The sequence below is a fragment of the bacterium genome, from assembly GCA_016708025.1.
Lineage (GTDB): Bacteria > Zixibacteria > MSB-5A5 > GN15 > FEB-12 > FEB-12.
Genome location: JADJGQ010000005.1, coordinates 206,400 through 225,308 on the forward strand (window position 1 = coordinate 206,400; position 18,909 = coordinate 225,308).

Sequence of the window (18,909 nt, forward strand, 5' to 3'; positions counted from 1 at the left end):
TTCCAGTGACAGCATAACCTCATAGATGAGGTCAGAATTGGCTAAAAGGGCCTCTGACTGATAGGAGTCGTCATGGAAGATCATGTCAAGCGATTGTACCTGATGGTCGATGCATGTAAGGTGGGGAATCACTGGAAGACATACGTCGACGCGTTTGTCTTTGGTTGCAGGATCAGGAATCTGGCACCACGCACTTTGAGCGTTTATGCAGAGCGGCTGGGCTATCTTGTTCGGCATCTTGAACACAAAGGCGTCGATATTGAGCACGTGACGAAGCAGGATCTGCAAGATTACCTGATGTCACTGATCGGGAGCGTCTCTGACGAAACCGTGAATGGGCGCATACGTGTCTATCGCCGTTTCTTCAACTATCTCGAAGAAGAAGGCCTCTGGGAAAAGGCCAACCCCACTAAGAAACTGAAGCTCATCAAGTCCTCTAAGCGCATCAAACCGGTTGTGACTCCGGAACAGATTCAGAAAATTCTCTCCACGCTCAACAAGTCTACCTATGAAGGTTATCGCAACCTGACAATGATCATGCTCTTCTGGGACTCGATGATTCGAAAGGAAGAACTGATCACCTTGAAGCTTCAGGATGTCGACCTGCGGGCTGGTTTGATAAAAGTCTATGGCAAGGGTCGCAAGGAACGTCAAGTGCCGATGGGCGCCAGGACAATCAAAGTCCTACACTTCTACCTCAACCGCTGGCGCGAAGATCGGTCCGGTGAGCTCGTCTTCTGCCAGCGCAATGGAAAGCCGATTACATCCAGACATTGCCACAAGATTGTCCAAGACATCGGCAATCATGCCGGGATTGAACTCTATCCCCACCTCATCAGACACAGTGCAGCGACCTTTTTCATTCGCCAGGGTGGTTCGCCTGTGATTCTGCAGAAGATTCTTGGTCATACCTCGCTTGTGGTGACACAAAACTACCTCCACATGAGCAACCAAGACATGGTTGAAACCTATGGCCGCTTCAGCCCGAGCAATGCTATATCTATATGAACAAGCAGCGTATTGGTGAATATCAGGTACAAAAGTGGCTTCGAGCTGAAGCTGAAAGAGAAGCCACCCAATTGGGTCACGCGATTCCAGAATGGATTCGGCACAAAGCCATGGTCACCGGTTTTCGATGGGGAGCAATTGCCCTGGCGCTTCTTCTATCTGCCTGGCTTCTGGACGGGGCGTTGGGCATACACATCCTCACACCAATCGATGTGACCAAACTCCAGACCTATTTCATCCCTGACAGAAAAGCTTTTGTGGTCACGCCGCAATTTGAAAATGATTCAACATTCACCGTCAGGATACCGGTTGCCAAAGGATACTGCAGGGTCGCAATGGTCATGCCGAAGAACCAGTGCGTCGTCCTCAAGTCGATTATAAACAATGATGCACTTCTACCGAATGTGTCGATAAAAAAACAGAGGAATACTCGTATTCGAACCGGAAAGCACGGCGGCTATATCTACACGAATGAAAACGGCTCGCCAAACTACGTCCATGCAAGCGATTTGGCGAAGCCGGAAGGGCTATTAAGTCGGTTTGTATCCTATGGCGGCATACTGGTCATGCTTGATAAGAAAGCACAGCCTACCTATGAAGGAATCCCATTCAAGTCGCATGCACGCCAAGACTTCTACGTCGGAGTTAACATCAAGCCTGCAGATTCCTTGTATGCCAGCGGCTTCTATCAGTTAACCTTTCAATTTATAAAGAAGTGTCGCGGCTAGAGAATGCCGTAGAATGATTCGTCTCGCGAATCAAGTGAACGCCAGATCTTCGTAAATAGTGTCTTCTCGCTTATGTCATCCACTGACGCAATCCACAGGAACTGCTTAGCTTTGTCCGGTGCTGGCAATGCGTCACAGGCCGAACGAATATTCTGAGCCCTCTCCTTAGTGGTAGTAATCAGTAGCAACCGGAATCCTTTGAAGGCTGGGACGTTGAAGTCCTTGGCAAAGCGTTGGAATTTTCCATCCAAAAGATAGGCGGTATAAAACCGGAGCGCTTTGAGGACACCGGTCTTAGCATCGGACAATACTTCCGTTCCCCTATCCACTTCCAAAAACATCAGCGCGGCCTTGCCGTTGCTCTCAAGTGCAAACACACCATCGGGTATGTGTGACACAGGTGCATTGCTCACAGGCATGTCGAGGACTAAATCCTTGATGTATTTTTCGACTGCACCATTGCTGGTGCGTTCACCATAATAGTCTGGAATGAATCCAAGCAGTTTGATATCGGCTGCTGTGCATGCTTTCCGCAGCGTAATTCTGAAATCATTGATAGCCAGAAAATGACGCATGAAGTAATAGTCGCGCGGCTTGCTCGGGGTTTCATTCCACTTCAGATCGTCTCGATCAACGCCGATTGTTGCCGCCACCGTGTGCAATCCTTTCGTTGAGACCATGAACAATGCTTCGTCAATATTGGCAACCGTAAAGGATGAGACTAATCCTGCACTCTTTAAGATGCGCATTCTCCGGTAGGCAGTTTGAAGTGACGGAAAGTGTAATCGCTCTATCTGAGAAATGGACAGAAACCGGTGCTTGTACAGGTCGACCAAGAGATCGCAGTCCCGAGCCGTGAGCTTGATCACTGACTTTTTCATTCAAACACGTTTCCTGGATCGATATCTCTCAGCGTACTCGGTGGCAACTGGGGCTTTTTGTTGTGCTTGTCCAATGAGCGTCTTGAAATGCCATAGCTGTTGCGACTATGCTCAATCGCCCGATCTCGGATATCCTTCGAGCCATTCTCAGAAACCAGCGGAACTTGAACCGTGAGAGTTTCGAGTCCGCTTCGACAGAAACACACGCCACGTGGCAAGTGTGTGAGGCGTTGCGCGGGATCAGAATCATTTGATATATGTGACCCCGATTCAATGCTTCGCGCAAGTGAAGGAAGTGTTCCTAAGTTCTTGGCAAGCACATTGGCATCACCGTGAGATATCTGAAATGCAATCAATGTTGAAACATTGCCGAATACTTCCCGAAGCAATGCCGGCGGGATCTGATGTGTCTGCTGGTGAGCAAGGATAAGTCCAAGTTTATATTTACGAGACCTAGAGAGCATCTTCTCATAAGATTCAGACGCCGTACCGCAAAAGTTCTGGAATTCATCCAGGTACAAGTAGAATGGTACTCGTTCGTCCTCCGGGACATTGGCTCGGCTCATTGTCGCCGTCTGAAACTTAGATACGATAAATTGACCTATGAGCTGACTGGCAGCCGAACCGAGCAGTCCATCCGACACATTAAAGAGAAGAATCTTTTTGTCATCCATCGCCCGCCTGATATTGAGTAGTCGCTTTGATACCTCTGCTGGAGAAAGGTCGGTGTCTTTCGGCGGACACAGACAGCTTCTCACAACATCGGCCCCCACAAACCTGCCAATGCGGTTTGTAATAGGAAGATGTGCGTCCTTCGGAAATTGGAGATAGGTGGTCGCAAAAAACTTTCGGATGCGTTCACGATCAGTCGTTTGAATCATCTCGTTGCGTAACGTCGGATCCTCACGATCAAGCAGCCGTTCAATATCCTCAAGCGTCGATCCCGGGCGTTCGATAAGCGCATACAAACAATTCCGCAATATCTCGTCCATGCGGGGCCCTCCTTCCCCAACGATTCGCTGGAGAATGGTAAAGACCTCGTCAACGAGTATATCAATGTTGTCACCGGGATCGCGATGGAGCGGATTCATGACAACTGGACAGTCAGTATCGGTCGGGTCAAAATAGATGACGTCTTTAAGCCGATTTTGGGGGATATGGGGCAAAATCTGATCGCGAATCAACTCAAATTCCGGTGCCAAGACGCCGAAACCAGATCCCGAGGCAAGGTCCTGCAGAATCATATGCCTCATCAAATTGGTCTTCCCAATGCCGGACTTCCCGACCATGTAGATATGGTGATTACGAAGATGAGGAGATAAGAGCATTCCTAGGGGCCGGTCAAGGGTGGGCCCGAGATTTATAAATCCAGGCATTTTCAGGCACTGTACTAGGCGCTCCCCAACCTCGTATGGCGTGGCCCCGTCCTCAATCATCTGATCGATTTCTTTGGTTGGAATCTCCAGAGAGCCTAAGTATCTGTAGGTGATCCGAAATGAGGCAACCAATGACTCACAGTCAAGGACCCGTCTTCGCTCCTCGTTGAGACGCTCTTTATGTGCTTTAAGGAGGTAGGCCGACCGTTCAGCATGGTACTTGGATTTGTTTGCGGCCAGTCCCACAAGAACGCTTACAACAATCGCCAAGAAGATAAAGAGAGGTGCTTCCATGAGCTTCTTTGCCTATACACTGACACTGTATACTGCCTGTATATCGGCTGTATTCTCAAAAAGTACACCCCTCCTTCGCTAATTCGTTGAAAGTACAATAGTTGTGTATAGGATACTCGCCCAACTATACCAGTTGATAACTGGTATACCGCACCCCGCCCGACCGCACAACGACAGCATGGCATGTGAACGCAATCCACCCACCACAGAGACTGAACCCAACGTACGCTATGCTGAGTTAAACCAACTCAAAGGTTCACTGACCTGGCCTGAAGCAAGGCCCTACTTCTTTGAAAGTAGGTGAATTAGTAATGTTAACCTGGCCTGAACCGTCAAAATGAAAGAGCACAATATCGGCATCGTTATTGGCACTACTCCTCACCGCTACCCACGACTCGTCTTCAGATATCGCAATGTCCCGAAAAGTTGGCAAAGAAACTGGGATGACCTGTTCAATCCCCGTCGAGAGAGACTGCACATACAGTATGCCTGATCTGACATAAACAACACGATTCCCTGAGGCTGTGATAGCTACATCATCATTTGCAAACTCACAGGCAGCCCAATTCCTATAGCCCGAACCATCTGACCTTACAGTGACTAAACTGTCACCACTACCTAGGCTGTCGCGACTAACAAAAAGGACAGAATCGCTTAATCCTTTCCAACCAATGACTGACTTCACGTAACGATGATTGCCAGGACTGAAAACGGTCTGTTGCCCTGAACCATCCGGGTTGGATATGACTATACGTCCAGATTTGACTATCGCTAGCTTCGAGCCATCGCCTTTCCACAATGCCATTTCGGCACTATCTGATAGCAAAGTTAGGCCAGTACTGTTAGTGTTGATCACGTACATCGATTCAGTGGCACCAGTGGCATGCACGGCGATCTTTGTACCATCCGGTGCCCACTCATGGTTTCCGTAAGCGAGACAGGGTGAAGTACCAGCATAAACCTGGAACTTATTACTTCCGTCTGCATCCATTGTCCAAAGTTCGTAGCAGCCCGATTGATTGAGCGAATAGATCAGCTTCTGACCATCCTGACTCCACCTGGGCCAATCAACAGATCCTGTATTTGTTAGTTGAGCAATTCCTGAACCATCGCAATACACGCGAGTGACATTCCATGCTCCGCTGACATCACGTCGATTGAAAACAATGTCGCAAGGAACGGCTGGATTGTCGGCCGTGGTGAAAGACCATGTATGAGGAGCTGCCATTGCGTTGCCAGCCTCGTCCTCCACAGAATTACTAATTGTGACAGTGTATTGCGTATTTGCTGATAGAAGAGCCGCCGGTGCAAGAGTCGCTTCTCTGTTTGTGTAGCTCACGGTTCCCAAGATACCGCCTGTGAGCGAAATCGAGGAGTTAGTGAATGTCGCAGGGTTCATGTTTTCAGAGAAGGTGGCGACAATCGAAGAGTTGGTCGCTACATTCGTCGCTGAAGTTTGCGGACTGGTATTCGTGACCGTTGGCGGGGTTGTGTCAACAGTTGGCGAGTTGGGGCTCTTGGCGTCTTCTCCACAGGAGAATTGGGTGGCTACCAGAAACATGGTGATGGCGCCACAACCTAACAATCGTTTCATGCTCTACCTCTCTGCCTTTTTGGTGGTCCCCAAGGTGTTGTCATTGAGGGCACGCCGAAACATTAGTTCTATGGTTGAATCGTAATTGTGTTGAATATCTATTAGGCTCTCTGTTCCATATGTATCCCAAGTAGTTTTCACTGAGGCATGACCCAAAATTGCTGAAAGTGATTCTATACTTCCGCCCGTCGCTTTCCACAGCCGAGCAAAGGAGTGACGCAAGAGATGGCAATTCAGATTATGTCTCTGCCTGTTGGGATGTCGGATATTTGCCGTCCTTGCGGTGGAGGCCACTATTCGGTTGATCTGTCGTAGAGACAATGGCAATCCCCGACTGTTCTCGAATAAGAACTGACCTGTCAGTCTCAGTTGCACAAGTTCTCTGACGAGAGTGGCAGACAATGGAATTTGTCGAGCCTTCCTCCCCTTTCCACATCGTATGACCAGCATTCTCGAGTTCACATGAACATCATTGATCAGCAGATTGGCTGCCTCAAATCTGCGAACTCCTGTCTCTGAAAAGAGTCGAATTAGTGCTCTATCGCGAGGGCTCTTGGCAGCCTCCACAAGTGCCTTGATTTCACAGGCAGTCAATGAGTACTGCGCATTTGACAGCTGGCCGTATTCAGCGACAGACGGCTCTTTCTTGCTAATTGGTCTAATGATTGACCACCAGCTGAACTTTGTCTTGAATTGTCTCATATTGGAGAGAGTGGGACATACGCAGGGTGCGCATGTGAGAGGTTTGTGTAGATATAAGGGGGATAATGATGTGTCAACGGAGTGGCTTGCACAGCCATTTCCGTTTTTGGATCAATTGTCTTGGCTGTGAATTGGCGCCGGAGCCTATGATAACGTAATCAATTGTGACGTAAGCGCTTAAGGAGAATGAGCGATGTCCTACCTTCTCCAAAGTAGGATACATACGAACGGATGTCAATCGATTTCAACGGACCTGGGGCACGTTAAACCAGCTAGAGCGGGAACGCGCCCCTACCTGGCGGTCGAGAATGCTCTCAGCTGCCAGGTCCAGCTGCAATCCCTTAAGATGGCGCTTGGCCCATGCACAGGTGATTTACCTGACATAGTGGGGAACGTCGAATGGATGGGATAACCGTCTGGCCGCGCAGCAGGCTCCGAGTGCTCGAAACAATGGTCCAAATAGGCCCTAAAACCAGCTCTGGAGCTTCATAGCCGAAGTCCTGGGAGTGGGCGGTCAGAAATATGTCTGGCCGTCGAACGCGGCTTGGAAGCGTCCGGATTGCGTCTACTATCCGCTGTTTTCGCCGCTTAGAATCGGTGACAATCAGGACCCGAAATCCCGCCCTGGGCACTGCACGATCGCGGGCGGGATTGACGAACAGCTCGTGATAGCCAAGTAGCTTTGTCCGAATTCGAGCCAAAGAAGCAGTTCCTCGATCCATTTCCATGAAGTAGGCAAAGCTCCGGTTGCCGGTCCAAAGGGTGAAACTTGCATCTGGCACAATTGGCACGGTCAGGCGCCGGTCCCGAATCTGAACCTGGGCTGACATTTTGACCTGACGATCCGACTCCCATTTCAGCAGGGACAATCCAGGTGTGATCTCGGAGCTCCGCATGAGGCAAACTCGAAACCGGTTGATTGACAATAGATGCTCTGCAAAGGTCGGCGAAATGACCCGAGACGAAACAGCGCGAAATGGTTGGTCACCCGGGGAGCCAATGACGCGATTTCCCTTCCTGCTTATCCTATAAATCTTCGCTTTAGTACCTTCGCCAAGTTGGGTTGGTCTTTCGATTCGTATCAAGAGGCTATGTTGCCACAATTGCCGAAGCCGTTTTCTTGCTCGCAAAATTGAGGGAAATAGCAAGTACCGAATCTGCTCCGTCGTGACAAGGCCATAATCACTGACAATCCGAAGTAGTTTCTTGTCGCGGTCGGTAATCTGAATTGGAGTGGTTTCTATGCTATTTCTTTTCATCGTGGAGTTTGATATAAGCTAGTCCGCATGCAACGGCGTCAAACATATTCATGAAATATCGGAAACGCCATCGCCGATTGGACTCCGGTAGGCGGACAGTTCCGGATAGAGTGAACATAAGACGCTCGCGACTTGCCGTTTTGTTGCCCAGCCATTCCCCGGTGACAACTTTCTTGATTGTGTTTGGCGCAATTTCATGCACGGGAATGCTCCAATCTTTTGCCACCCTGTGAATGCACTTTATCGCAATTACCAACAGCAAGTTTTGTTGTATTTGGGAAAAGACATTCTTCTCTAAGACAAGTGCGTCGGGCTTCTTTTCTTCAAGCAGTCGATGAATGGTCAGGGCTGACGCGGTTGAGGCGCATGTGTAATTGCCAGGACGTCGGAGTGATTTTACGCCATAGTCTACCAATTCTCTATCGACAAAATGAGAGACACCAATCTCCCGAAGTCCCGGATCAATCGCAATAAGGCTATGCTTTTCCTTCATATTTTCGAATTAAGTAGATGAATAAGGCGCTTCGCGATTTCTTGATTTTTGATAACGGTACATCGGAAGCCTCTCGATACGCGCGGTACACAACCTGTCTGTCATGCGCCTCGCAGATTCTGCGATAAGTATCGATTTGGCTCGTGTCGCCAAACTTCTTTGCGATTTCCTGGGCCAAGTATTCTGCGCGTTTGGATCTGTCAAGCTCTGATAGATTGCTTGTCATATTGTTTTCGTCTTAGTGGATAAGTTATCCGCCCTCTCACGGACTTCGTCCCGCAATGAATCAAACAAGTCAAAGAACAGTACCTCGACCGGACACTGTATGATCGCAGAGAGCTTGAGCGCGTTCTTCAATGAAGGCAATTTTCGACCTCTCTCCCAATGGGCTATGTGAGAAACGCTCTCCAAGCCAACAGCCATCGCAACCTCGCATAATTTGAGATTTCGTTTCCGCCTATAGAAGCGGACTTGATTCGGAAGTGGCTTAGTTGCTGCTCTGGTCATAGACTTCGTGATTCATTACGACCCGGGTAGCATAGGAGCGGTTCGAAATCCGCTCAATTGCCGATTTCGGCTACTTCCTGTGGATAAGGAAGTGACCCGGATCGAAGCGACTTCGGATTCAAGAGGACCACTACTTCATGGAGTCGTCAGCCTGTTTGGGTAAGTGAATTCACAGTGTGAAAACGAAATACGCTAGCGCATCTCACGAGTTTAGTCAATACCCCAAAGGGCACATCCGATTAGCCGGATTCGACAACTTTTCCTCCCTACCAGCGGACGCGATTGTTGGGTATCGTCTTTATATGCCTATACAAGAACACCACATCAAAGCGCTCCAAACCATTTACTTGAAGCAATGCGGACGCGATCTTTCTCACCAAGACGCCTGGGCAATGGCGCATCGTCTCGTCAATCTCATTCGCATACTCTCACAATCAGACCGCGAATCTCTGGAATTAGTTCGAACATTCCCAACTTGCCCCCTCGACGCGAAGACTGATAGTATTAATCAGATTTGACTTTGGCCCTTCGCTTATGCCACAAATTGCCATTTATGCACGTAAATCAACAGAATCTGAGGATCGTCAAGTCCTCTCGATTGACTCTCAGATAAAGGAATTGCAGGAATTTGCCGCGAGAGAGAAGCTCGGAAAGGTCGTTGTGTTTACTGAATCCAAGTCGGCAAAAGCACCAGGTCGACCGGCCTTCAACGAACTACTTAAGAGAGTCAGCAAGGGGGAATTTGACAGGCTTGTCTGCTGGAAATTGGATCGACTGGCTAGGAATCCGGTCGACGGTGGCGCGGTCATCTGGGCTGTCGAAGAGGGCAAAATCCAACACATATATACTCCCCAGCGACGATTCGACAACAGCGGCAATGATAAATTCTGGATGCAGCTGGAGTTTGGCATGGCGAAAAAGTACGTTGATGATCTGTCCGATAACGTCAAACGGGGCCTTCGCGCTAAAGTGGCTCAAGGTTGATGCCAGGTCTCCTCCACTCGGCTACCTCAACGATCTTATAACAAAACAAGTGGTGAAAGACCCGGTTCGGTTCCCGCTCATACGAAACATGTGGGATCTATTGCTCACCGGCGAACACACTCCGAATGCTATAGTGACAATCGCGACTGACGAGTGGGGTCTCACAACCCGCCAATTCAAGCACGTGGGTGGAGGCCCGGTAGCCTATTCGACCGTGTATTCCATTTTCGGAAACCCATTCTACTACGGAAAATTCCTCTGGAACGGAGAGTTGGTCGACGGCGCTCATGAGCCTATGATAACCTTTAACGAATTCGAGCGCGCGCAGTATCTCATGGGCCGTCGAACTCAACCGAGGCCTAAGCAGAAGTTCTTTGCATACACCGGGCTTATAAACTGTGGGGAATGCGGAGCTGCCGTTACAGCTGAGAACAAGGTCAATCGATACGGGAGTAAGTACACTTACTACCATTGCACCAAACGGAAGCGCGGTACCTATTGCCTCACAACGGGTCGTTGAGGAAAAGGAGCTCGAATCACAAATCCTCGACTTCTTGAAGTCGATTGCAATCCCTCGTGACTACCTCAATTGGGCGCTCGGAGTTCTCAAAGACCTTAAACGTGATGAGACCGCTGCCGCAGGCTCTCGGCTGTTGACCATTGAGAGTCGGATAGCTTCATTGGCGAAAGCGCAAGACTCTTTACTCGATATGAAGCTACGCGGATTACTTCCGGACGAAGAATTCTCCGCCAAGAGACACCAGCTCAATGAATCAAAGCTTCGGCTAGAAGAACAACTGCAACGAAGTTCAGTTGATGGCGTTGATCTCGCTGCTAAGCTTTCAAATTTACTTGTTCTGCGGCTAATGCATTCGAGAAAGCCTTACCCATAAGGCGAAGAACTATTTTGCGGCAGGTCGGTTCGAACCTCACGCTTTTGAACAAAATCCTACGTATACAAGCCCATGAACCGCTCCGAGCGAATAAGAGAAGAGCTTGATACGCAAAGACATCAAACGACTCCGTTCGAACCCGCATTTTTTCGCTCATATAAGCACAAAAAACCACTTAAAACAGTGAGCTTTTGTGCAAACCACTCCCTAGTGAAGGACGTTCGAACTTTGTGTCAGAAATTCGCACATAAATTGGAATTTACTCCCCTATCCCGCAAGAAGAAGTATAGACGGAAATAGAAGAAATGAGGAGGGAGGAAAAGTTGTCGGGATAGGCTACTACTTGTGGATAATACAAGACCTTGCTGAATTACTCTGCTGCGATCTTGATCTCAAGACTCGGTAGTGCTAGGGTTAGAACGTTGCAATTACGCAACAATGTCCATTAATGGAGGTGCTGATGAAACGACATCTGTACCCGTCGACCGGCGATGCACCGATCAAGGATCCCCTCGAAAACGGCTCGCCACTGCGCGACCCTACAAATGGAGGTTGAGATGTCCAAGTATCTCGGCTCCGAAGACCAGGGCCAAAAGCTTCATCATCCTGAAGATGTTGATTGAAGCAAGGGCGGTTGTGTCATGAGACACGCCGCCCATTTTTTACCAATTCAACACGCAAACAAAATCATCTGTTCCCCCTCTTTAATTACATGACAGGGGATAAAAAATCCCTCTGCATGAGCCGAGCTCACGCAGAGGGAAATACCAAGGGCATAAATCAAGTGCCAACTAATCAAGCAGACAAGGGCTTGATACTGCGGAGTACGAGGAACTGATGGCTCTCATGCCACCTAAGGTCGATCCAGTAGAAGTACAGAGAGACGCCGTTATGGGTAGCAAGGACATACGCGAGGTTCTGATTACCGTCAATCTCGAGCTTATTGCCACACGGGGAAACGATCCGGCCTTTTTTCCGCTCATCGGGAAACAGTGCATGAAACGTCTCTGAAATGGCGCGGTCGATTTTAAGGGCGTTTTCCTTCTTGATAGCGGCAAAGTGCTGTTCGAAGGAATAACCCTCATCATGCCGCACGAGCTCAACCGTCACTTCAGCTTTGCCACTGTATCGAACGGGAAAGTGTTCAGCTTTTAGGTTCACATTGAGACCAGCATAATTTCCATTAAACGGAAACTCTTTCCACTTCGGGTCGTCGAAGTCGACGATGAAGGTGAAGAACTTCTGATCGGCGACAAGTATTTCGGCTATAGCATTTTTGAGATGCTTGTCTTTCAGAACTCGACGAACGTCGTCGTCAGTCCCGCCGCGTTCGATAACAGCGTCAGTGATGGCCTTGAGGATTTCAAAGCCAGAACCCATTGCGCTTAAAAGCTCGCTTTTGTAACGTGCCATGTTAGACACTCCTTTATGTTTGGCATACCTCATATCGCGACCCTTGTGGTACGACTTAAGGCTTACCGATTCTGAGAACAGCCCTCTGGAGACCTATTTTAGGTCATGCCAAAAGGCTGCTCTCAAATAAAGGAGTGATCTTGGCTTGTCCGCCCAATAGGCGGAAGTTTGTAAGGAACAAAATATCAAGGTAGCTTATTGCTAAATAGATTGTCTGTCAATGCGGGTTCGAACCCGCAATTAGCAGACAAAACGCTTGTAAATATCGATTCAATCGGTCACTATCTTCTGAGATTTCCACTTCCCCCGGGTGTAGTGAAGGATGTTCGAACCATGCTGATTTCCTATCAAAACACGCCTGTTTCTTGACAGACGTCTTGCGGGAATCACTCCCTAGTGAAGGACGTTCGAACTTTATGTCAGAAATTTGGCCATAAATTGGAATTTACTCCCCTACCCCACAAGAAGAAGTATAGACGTAAATAGAGGAAATGAGGAGGGAGGAAAAGTTGTCGAGATAGGCTATAACTTGTGGATAATACAAATAATCAGTTTAGTGAATCTGCAAAGGGTCTTGATCCTCAAGGTTAGCGGTGCTAGGATTTTAATGTTGCAATAACGCAACAGCAACGAACATTTTACCGGAGGTGTCTATGTACAACTCCAGAACCCGTGATCCTGACGAGCCTACCAAAATCAGAGGAGAAGGTGGAAACTACTTCTCTGGTGGCGGCATCAACGGCTCCCTGAGAATTCGCGGGGGTGGCAGTGACGGCACTCGTTTCCGCCATGAGCCCAGCGATGGCGACCAAAGGCTTCATCATCACGATGATGATAACTGAAGCAAGGGCGGTTGTGTCATGAGACACTCCGCCCATTTTTTTGCTATACGGGTGTACCTTGTAATCTGTTCTTGCCTAGGTGTATACTTTTCTCGAGCCGACTAGGCTACAATATGATAAATTAATGCACCCTAGGTACGGAAAGGAGGTACCTGTGAAAAACATTGTCCTTTACTTGATTGCCATCGCAGTTCTGATTATTGTGGCATCACCCGAGGGAGTCTCAGACTTCCTGCTAAGTATAAGGGCGCACCTCACAGTGAATCCCTTAAAGAGGTCATCATATGTTAGCTGACTGGAGGGCTTCCCGTTACGCGGTTGACAGCTGGCTGTCACGCCCTACGGATCCAGCGGCACTCTCCTCCTTGTCTTCTCCAGGTCGAATCCAAGAAAAACACCAGCGCAAAGACAACTCGTTCAGGTTCAGGTGCATAAGAGCCCTTCGTGTAGAGGATACTTTGGCTGCACAGAACCGCTTTGACGAACAACTTTCAACAGAAGCTTTATTGACATCATGGTTCACTCTGACTATTATAACAAGCAGCAGGATAGGGGGAGCCCATGGTCACTTGCTCTATATGCTCCAATCCGTCGCCTGTCTTTGTCTTGAGTTAAGTCGTCTATATGCGTCTGTGGGTCAAAACCACAGCGTGATCCAGACTCATTCAAAAAAATGGACGTGAATATTCGACCCCCGATGGAGTATCATTACCAAATGCGTGTCGGCTAACGGATCGAAGAACCGGTGAAGGTTGTGACAAGACCCGTCCCGAGGAAGCAGCGTCACCGAAGGAGGATTGACCGTGGCGGTGGATTTCAAACAGTACTATACGGAAGAATGGAAGACAAAGCTCAGCCAGCCTCAGTACCAAGAGCTTAGCTCACGATGGAGAAGCCGATGGGACTTTGCAAAGAAATATGCGCCAGTCAATGGTAAAGTTCTCGACGTTGGATGCGGCGACGGCATTCTTGGCCAGGTTCTTATACGCGACCTGCACTGTCAAGTTCATGGGATAGATATCAGTGACTACGCGTTGGATTTGGCATCACAGCGTGGTATCATGACCGCGTACTGCGATATGTCCGGAGATCGCTTTCCATTCGTGGATAATACCTTTGACTATGCCGTGCTTGCCTGTACCCTCGAGCACATCATGGATCCGCTCCATGCCTTAGCTGAGACCCGGAGAGTCCTCAAACCAGGCGGCCTGATGGCTGTGTCCCTTCCAAATGTGGCATACTTCTGGAATCGCGTCTGGTTTGTGCTTGGAAGAACGTCCAAGGACTTTCTCCATGTGAATCCGGGTGAAGGAATGCATCTTCAGTTTTACAACTACAAGAATGAGTTCGAAGAACGCGTGCTCAAAAGCCTGGCGCACCTCACAGTTATACGGAAACAGGGAGATCTGAAGAACCCACGCAAGTATACTCCGTTTGGACGGGCGCTATTGCGGTTCGGTATAGCTGTCACACCAAATCTATTTGCACAATATACACACTGGCTCATTAGAAAGGAGTCTTAAGTATGGAACCACAAGTCATTAGAAATGCAGAACCTGCATTACGTCAACTGGATGCAGGGTCGGAATTGCGAATCATTTTCGATGGACTTAATGCTGCTAAGCACTTTGCCATGGGTTGGGTTTCATTTGAACCAGGAAGCAAAACGACGGCGCATACGCGAGATGTCGAAGAGGTCATCTATATTCTATCTGGAGAAGGGCGTATCGTAACTAAATCTAAGGAATACACGCTGCAGCCAGGCGATGCCATTCTAATCCCGGCAGGCGTCGAGCATTACCATGCGAACAAGGGTTCGATAAAGCTAGAACAACTCTACTTCTTCTCTCCACAGGGCCCGGAACGGAAATTGCGCGATTTGCCCTGTGTGGAGTGCTGAACGCGCTTGACACGTTCGAGTTCAGGTCTCGAGCACTGCCAGACCGAAAAGTTGCCTACATTTCGCTACTGTGCAGTTAGTCGCATGTAAAACTAGGACAAGCATGGGACCAAATGATGAAAACCATTGCCGAATTGGTTCAGGAACATGAGCAAGCTTCCTTTGTGGGGCGTGAAGCCGAGCTGACAATATTTACCATACTCTTGCAGGAAGAAGCGTTACAGCGACCACTTCTGAATTTGTTCGGTCTTGGAGGAGTTGGCAAGTCGTCTCTGCTGGGCGAATTCATGCGAGTCTGCTCTGAGAATAATGTGCCTGCGGCATATTCAGACTTCCGCGCACAGGGCCCGGATTTTCGAGCAATTCTCCAAACCATGCGAGACCAGCTGGTTGGCCGATCTGAGGCGGCAAATTTCGCGTTTAAACCCTTCGACGGTTGTCTCGATCGGCTGGCAAAGTTGGAGGCGCAAGTCGCCAAGAATTTCGCTGCTAGCCACCCGCTGGTGGCTGGCGCATCCACGGACGGAGTTGTTGCGGGAGCATCTGGCCTTGTTGGTGGCGCGCTTGGGGCTCTCCTGGGTCCGGTAGGAGCATATGGAGGGCTCGTTCTTGGTGCCGCTGCCGGCAAGGCTGCCATGCAGTCGTGGGGTCAGGGCGCTATATCTCGACTGGTAGCCCATGGCCTGAGCAGAGATGATGCCCGGTTCTTCGTTGATCTGGTCGGCGAGCTCACCAATACGTTTGTCGATGCGGCCAACGGCGTTGCCCTGGACGCCGGAAAAGTAGTACTGATGCTCGATACTTACGAAGACATGACACCTGGCCTTGACGAATGGGTCCGAGAACTGCTTATCCCCCGTTTGTCGGCACAGGTTCTTGTTGTCATCGCTGGGCGAGATCGATTGATTGAAAAGAGCCCGAATTGGCAACGCTACGGGACAGTAATGATAGAAAAAGAGCTTCTCAAGTTCACTGTACCCGAGGCGACCGCGTATCTTCGCAACGCCGGAATCCACGACCCCGGCCTAGTGGACAAGATTCTGTCCTACACTGAGCGTCTACCGTGGGCTTTGGCCCTGCTCACGGACATCAACCGAACCGGCGGCGAACTCTCGGCGGAAACCATTGAAGACGACCCCCACATCTATACCGTCGGTCACCGGGTTGTTAGCAGGCTCATAAGCCAGATCAAGGGATCGGCAATGGAAACATTGCTCGATCTTTGCACTGTTGCCCGACGGTTTGACTTGGATCTAGTGAAAAGCATCTACACGGATTTTGAAAAGGACGCTATTTACGACGACCTGAGAAAATACAGCTTTGTGAGAGTCCTGAGCGATGGCAGCTTGGCCTTTCACGATATAGTCAGAAGTTTCTTGGTGCTACAGCTTCGTGCGAATAAGCTCACTACTTTTAAGGATTTAAACGATCGGTTGTGCCGCTACTACAAGGAGCGCCTTTCTCAACCTGAATCAAAACTGCTGCTCAAGAGAGATGCAGTCGAGTATCTCTATCACGGACTGCGCGCCGATGAAGATCGGGGCATCGAAGCGTGCCGAAGCCTTTTGAAACAGCTGGATGTGGTACAGCAATTCGATCTCCGCGATGCCCTTTTGAGCGAAGTGGCTGACTTCGAGTTTCACAGAAGGGTCAATCAACGATGGAGTTCATATTGTAAGGCATTTCGCCTGATGAATCGAGGCGAGTGGGAATCGGCGAAGAAACTGCTCTTTGAGTTGGAGACCGCTCCAGGCCCGGATGCGCTGCTACGATGTCTTATCCTCGAAACGTTGGGAGATTTGTTGATTGGTCAAGGGAGCTATACCAGGGCGGTTAGTCTGTTTGAGGAATCCAGTCAGCTTCATCGCAGTGTGCAGGCAACTGCCGGCCTATTCGGTTTAGGGCAGACACTCAGTAAACTCAGCGAGGGGTATGCCATAATCGGAAAGTACAGCCGAGCAAAGGCTAAAGCTCACGAGAATTTAGAATTGTGCCGTTCGAACCAGGATGCGCTTGGCGAAGCGTGGGCTCTTAAGAGCTTGGGCGACATCTACCGTCTATGGGGGAAGACGCAACTGGCCATTGAGAGCCTTGAAGACAGCCTCAAGATCTTCGAGGAGAAAAAGGATGATTATGGTACCGCTACCGTCTTTGTACAGCTCGGGCGAGTGTATGCTCACTCAGGCGAGTGGAAGAAAGCGGAGTTGGTGCTGAAGGAGGCTTTAGCCAGAATGGAAGTCCTTGGAGTGGAATACTGCCGAGCCAATGCAATGTTGTTTCTTGGTAACGTCGCAAGACTTAAGCGTGAGTGGCTGAAAGCAGAGGGATGCTACCGAGATGCCCTTGCTATGCACCGGAAAATGGACTCCAAGCGCGAAATCGCAGCGCTCCTGGGTAGCCTAGGTTCGGTCTGCTGTCAACTCGGTCGCTTGGAAGAAGCTGAACAGCATCTAGTCCTCAGTCGCGAAATGAAGCGCGCCCAGGATTATACGCGAGGGGTTGCCGTAACCTCCGTCTATTTGGGCGACCTCCGGTTCAGGCAGGGACGATTCGATGCCGCACTAACGGAGTACGAGGCTGCTGGACGCCTGGCAGACAAATCTTCGTCGCATTTCCATCGGGTACAGGCACGGGTCAGGATGGCGGGTTGTCTTCGGGCCATGGAACAGACGAACCGCTTGAATGCCATGGTTACGGAAGCAGCTCGGCTCGCGCGCCGATACAAATACCCACATCTGATCGCCGAGCTCCGCATAATTGAAGGTACGCATGCCCTCGAGAACAAGGACCTTACAAGAGCCGCAGAGCTTTTTACGTCAGGGTTCACAAGCGCCTTAGACTACAACATCTATCTCGTGCATCAGCTGGCTACAGACTTCTTAGAGATAGTTAGCAGCTGGACTGACAGTATTACCCTTGCGGGGGCTATTGAGCTAATACGTCAGACTTCCACTTATTGGAAGAGTAGCGGCTGCCACAAAAGGGAAATACAGGGGCAGGTAGAGCAAGACCTTTCCGATTCTGATGGTACATTAGTGTCTCTGTGCGAACGATGTATCACGAAGCTGGAATCGCAACGTTCTACGTAGCCTAATTTGGAGCTTAGATATCTCCACTTGAGTGCATCCGAACAAGAATGTGGCACTTGAGTACATCAGCTTTTCACCGAACACGAAAAAAGAGAGAAGGGCTTACGCCCCCGCTCCCCTCTCCTCGTCCGCCAACCAATCGATGGAGGACGCGCCCTTCACGGGCGCGTGGGGTTAAGCGAGGCTTCATAAGAACGGCGAAGCTCCGATGCGCGAACGCGCGTCGGGCGGAGTTGTGAGAACGAATCGAGCTGTCTCACCCTAGTCAAGGATGTTCGAACGTTCTACCAGGAGCACCTGAGTGCACCCACCTTCACACAGACGCTTACACGCATACGAGAGGAAGCCAAGCATGACGCAGCCAGCGTCCGAGAAAAACGTTTGTACCACGCAGAGCAACTCAAGGAGCAACGGGCGGTTGCACGGCTCCACCCCAGGCTGCTGCGGCAAGCCCAGTTACTGCGTGCACGCGACCGGCGAGCCGATGCCGGGGCCAGAAGTGTCCATTCTCCCAGCGGGCCACGGTCCGCGCAGCGCAGCCGATCTGGGCAGCGAGTTCTCGGCGGGTCAGGTGGTGGTATCCGTTCTACATGCCGTACGCTGTGGTGCCTACGCCCTAGAGCTGAACCAGATTCTAACTACTCAATTCTTCTCACGGGCCGCCAACAAGTGTAGGAATCAGCGTCCCGGACTGATGCAAGCTCATCGGAACCTCGAGTATGGTGTCGCGTAGGAACTTACTGTGATCTACGACTACTGAATCCAAATAGCAATCGCCATCAGGGAAATAGGTGAGTGAATGTGTTCCGGCAAACATGAGAACTCGCATTCGTAGCAACACACTCCTGGCAGTCTTTGGGTAAGTGACAAAACAAGGTATAGAATCGTTACAATGATAGGACGCTCTATAGACAATTTGATCATAGCTACAGCCAGAGACAAAGTT

General features: G+C 49.8%; 16 protein-coding genes. 7 read left to right on the forward strand and 9 right to left on the reverse strand.

The window, feature by feature from the left end:
* The first annotated feature begins 72 nt into the window (after window positions 1-72).
* Together IPH75_15980 and IPH75_15985 are read left to right on the forward strand one after the other, a co-directional pair.
* On the forward strand, window positions 73-1,008 hold the full coding sequence (locus IPH75_15980) for a tyrosine-type recombinase/integrase (GenBank protein MBK7143561.1): 936 nt from the start codon (window positions 73-75) through the stop codon (window positions 1,006-1,008).
* Window positions 1,005-1,736: a hypothetical protein gene (locus IPH75_15985; protein MBK7143562.1), complete on the forward strand. Its 732-nt coding sequence runs from the start codon at window positions 1,005-1,007 to the stop codon at window positions 1,734-1,736. Before IPH75_15980 ends, IPH75_15985 begins: the two co-directional genes overlap by 4 nt.
* On the opposite strand, the gene IPH75_15990 is transcribed toward IPH75_15985, so the two are convergent.
* The 7 genes from IPH75_15990 to IPH75_16020 form a co-directional block, all read right to left on the reverse strand.
* Window positions 1,733-2,617: a replication-relaxation family protein gene (locus tag IPH75_15990; protein MBK7143563.1), complete on the reverse strand. Its 885-nt coding sequence runs from the start codon at window positions 2,615-2,617 to the stop codon at window positions 1,733-1,735. The two genes, IPH75_15985 and IPH75_15990, sit on opposite strands and share 4 nt — an antisense overlap.
* A complete protein-coding gene (locus IPH75_15995) occupies window positions 2,614-4,287 on the reverse strand; it encodes a TraM recognition domain-containing protein (GenBank protein ID MBK7143564.1) in 1,674 nt (557 codons plus the stop codon). Before IPH75_15995 ends, IPH75_15990 begins: the two co-directional genes overlap by 4 nt.
* A gap of 256 nt (window positions 4,288-4,543) precedes the next feature.
* The gene (locus IPH75_16000) at window positions 4,544-5,881 is read right to left on the reverse strand and encodes an Ig-like domain-containing protein (protein MBK7143565.1); all 1,338 of its coding nucleotides are present in this window, start codon (window positions 5,879-5,881) and stop codon (window positions 4,544-4,546) included.
* Between the two features lie 3 nt (window positions 5,882-5,884).
* On the reverse strand, window positions 5,885-6,583 hold the full coding sequence (locus IPH75_16005; GenBank protein MBK7143566.1) for a tyrosine-type recombinase/integrase: 699 nt from the start codon (window positions 6,581-6,583) through the stop codon (window positions 5,885-5,887).
* A gap of 341 nt (window positions 6,584-6,924) precedes the next feature.
* On the reverse strand, window positions 6,925-7,842 hold the full coding sequence (locus tag IPH75_16010; GenBank protein MBK7143567.1) for a replication-relaxation family protein: 918 nt from the start codon (window positions 7,840-7,842) through the stop codon (window positions 6,925-6,927).
* Window positions 7,829-8,335: a hypothetical protein gene (locus IPH75_16015; protein MBK7143568.1), complete on the reverse strand. Its 507-nt coding sequence runs from the start codon at window positions 8,333-8,335 to the stop codon at window positions 7,829-7,831. The genes IPH75_16010 and IPH75_16015 overlap by 14 nt, the downstream gene beginning before the upstream one ends.
* A 222-nt stretch (window positions 8,336-8,557) precedes the next feature.
* Window positions 8,558-8,842: a helix-turn-helix transcriptional regulator gene (locus IPH75_16020; GenBank protein MBK7143569.1), complete on the reverse strand. Its 285-nt coding sequence runs from the start codon at window positions 8,840-8,842 to the stop codon at window positions 8,558-8,560.
* Between the two features lie 534 nt (window positions 8,843-9,376).
* On the opposite strand from IPH75_16020, the gene IPH75_16025 reads away from it, so the two are divergent.
* Window positions 9,377-9,826: a recombinase family protein gene (locus IPH75_16025; protein ID MBK7143570.1), complete on the forward strand. Its 450-nt coding sequence runs from the start codon at window positions 9,377-9,379 to the stop codon at window positions 9,824-9,826.
* Window positions 9,771-10,346 carry a recombinase zinc beta ribbon domain-containing protein gene (locus tag IPH75_16030; GenBank protein MBK7143571.1) on the forward strand — a complete coding sequence of 192 codons (576 nt, stop codon included), beginning with the start codon at window positions 9,771-9,773 and terminating at the stop codon, window positions 10,344-10,346. The genes IPH75_16025 and IPH75_16030 overlap by 56 nt, the downstream gene beginning before the upstream one ends.
* A 1,168-nt stretch (window positions 10,347-11,514) precedes the next feature.
* Here IPH75_16030 and IPH75_16035 read toward each other — a convergent pair.
* Window positions 11,515-12,132 (reverse strand): hypothetical protein, encoded by a 618-nt coding sequence (locus tag IPH75_16035; GenBank protein MBK7143572.1) that lies wholly within the window; start codon window positions 12,130-12,132, stop codon window positions 11,515-11,517.
* Window positions 12,133-13,777: 1,645 nt separating this feature from the next.
* Between IPH75_16035 and IPH75_16040 the strand changes: the two genes are divergently transcribed.
* From IPH75_16040 to IPH75_16050, 3 genes are all read left to right on the forward strand, one after another.
* The gene (locus IPH75_16040) at window positions 13,778-14,497 is read left to right on the forward strand and encodes a class I SAM-dependent methyltransferase (GenBank protein MBK7143573.1); all 720 of its coding nucleotides are present in this window, start codon (window positions 13,778-13,780) and stop codon (window positions 14,495-14,497) included.
* Window positions 14,498-14,499: 2 nt separating this feature from the next.
* A complete protein-coding gene (locus IPH75_16045; protein MBK7143574.1) occupies window positions 14,500-14,874 on the forward strand; it encodes a cupin domain-containing protein in 375 nt (124 codons plus the stop codon).
* Window positions 14,875-14,987: 113 nt separating this feature from the next.
* Window positions 14,988-17,963, forward strand: coding sequence for a tetratricopeptide repeat protein (locus IPH75_16050; GenBank protein ID MBK7143575.1), 2,976 nt, complete (start codon window positions 14,988-14,990; stop codon window positions 17,961-17,963).
* A 400-nt stretch (window positions 17,964-18,363) separates the two neighbouring features.
* On the opposite strand, the gene IPH75_16055 is transcribed toward IPH75_16050, so the two are convergent.
* Complete coding sequence (locus IPH75_16055) at window positions 18,364-18,534, reverse strand: helix-turn-helix transcriptional regulator (GenBank protein ID MBK7143576.1); 171 nt, start codon at window positions 18,532-18,534, stop codon at window positions 18,364-18,366.
* Window positions 18,535-18,909: the final 375 nt, after the last annotated feature.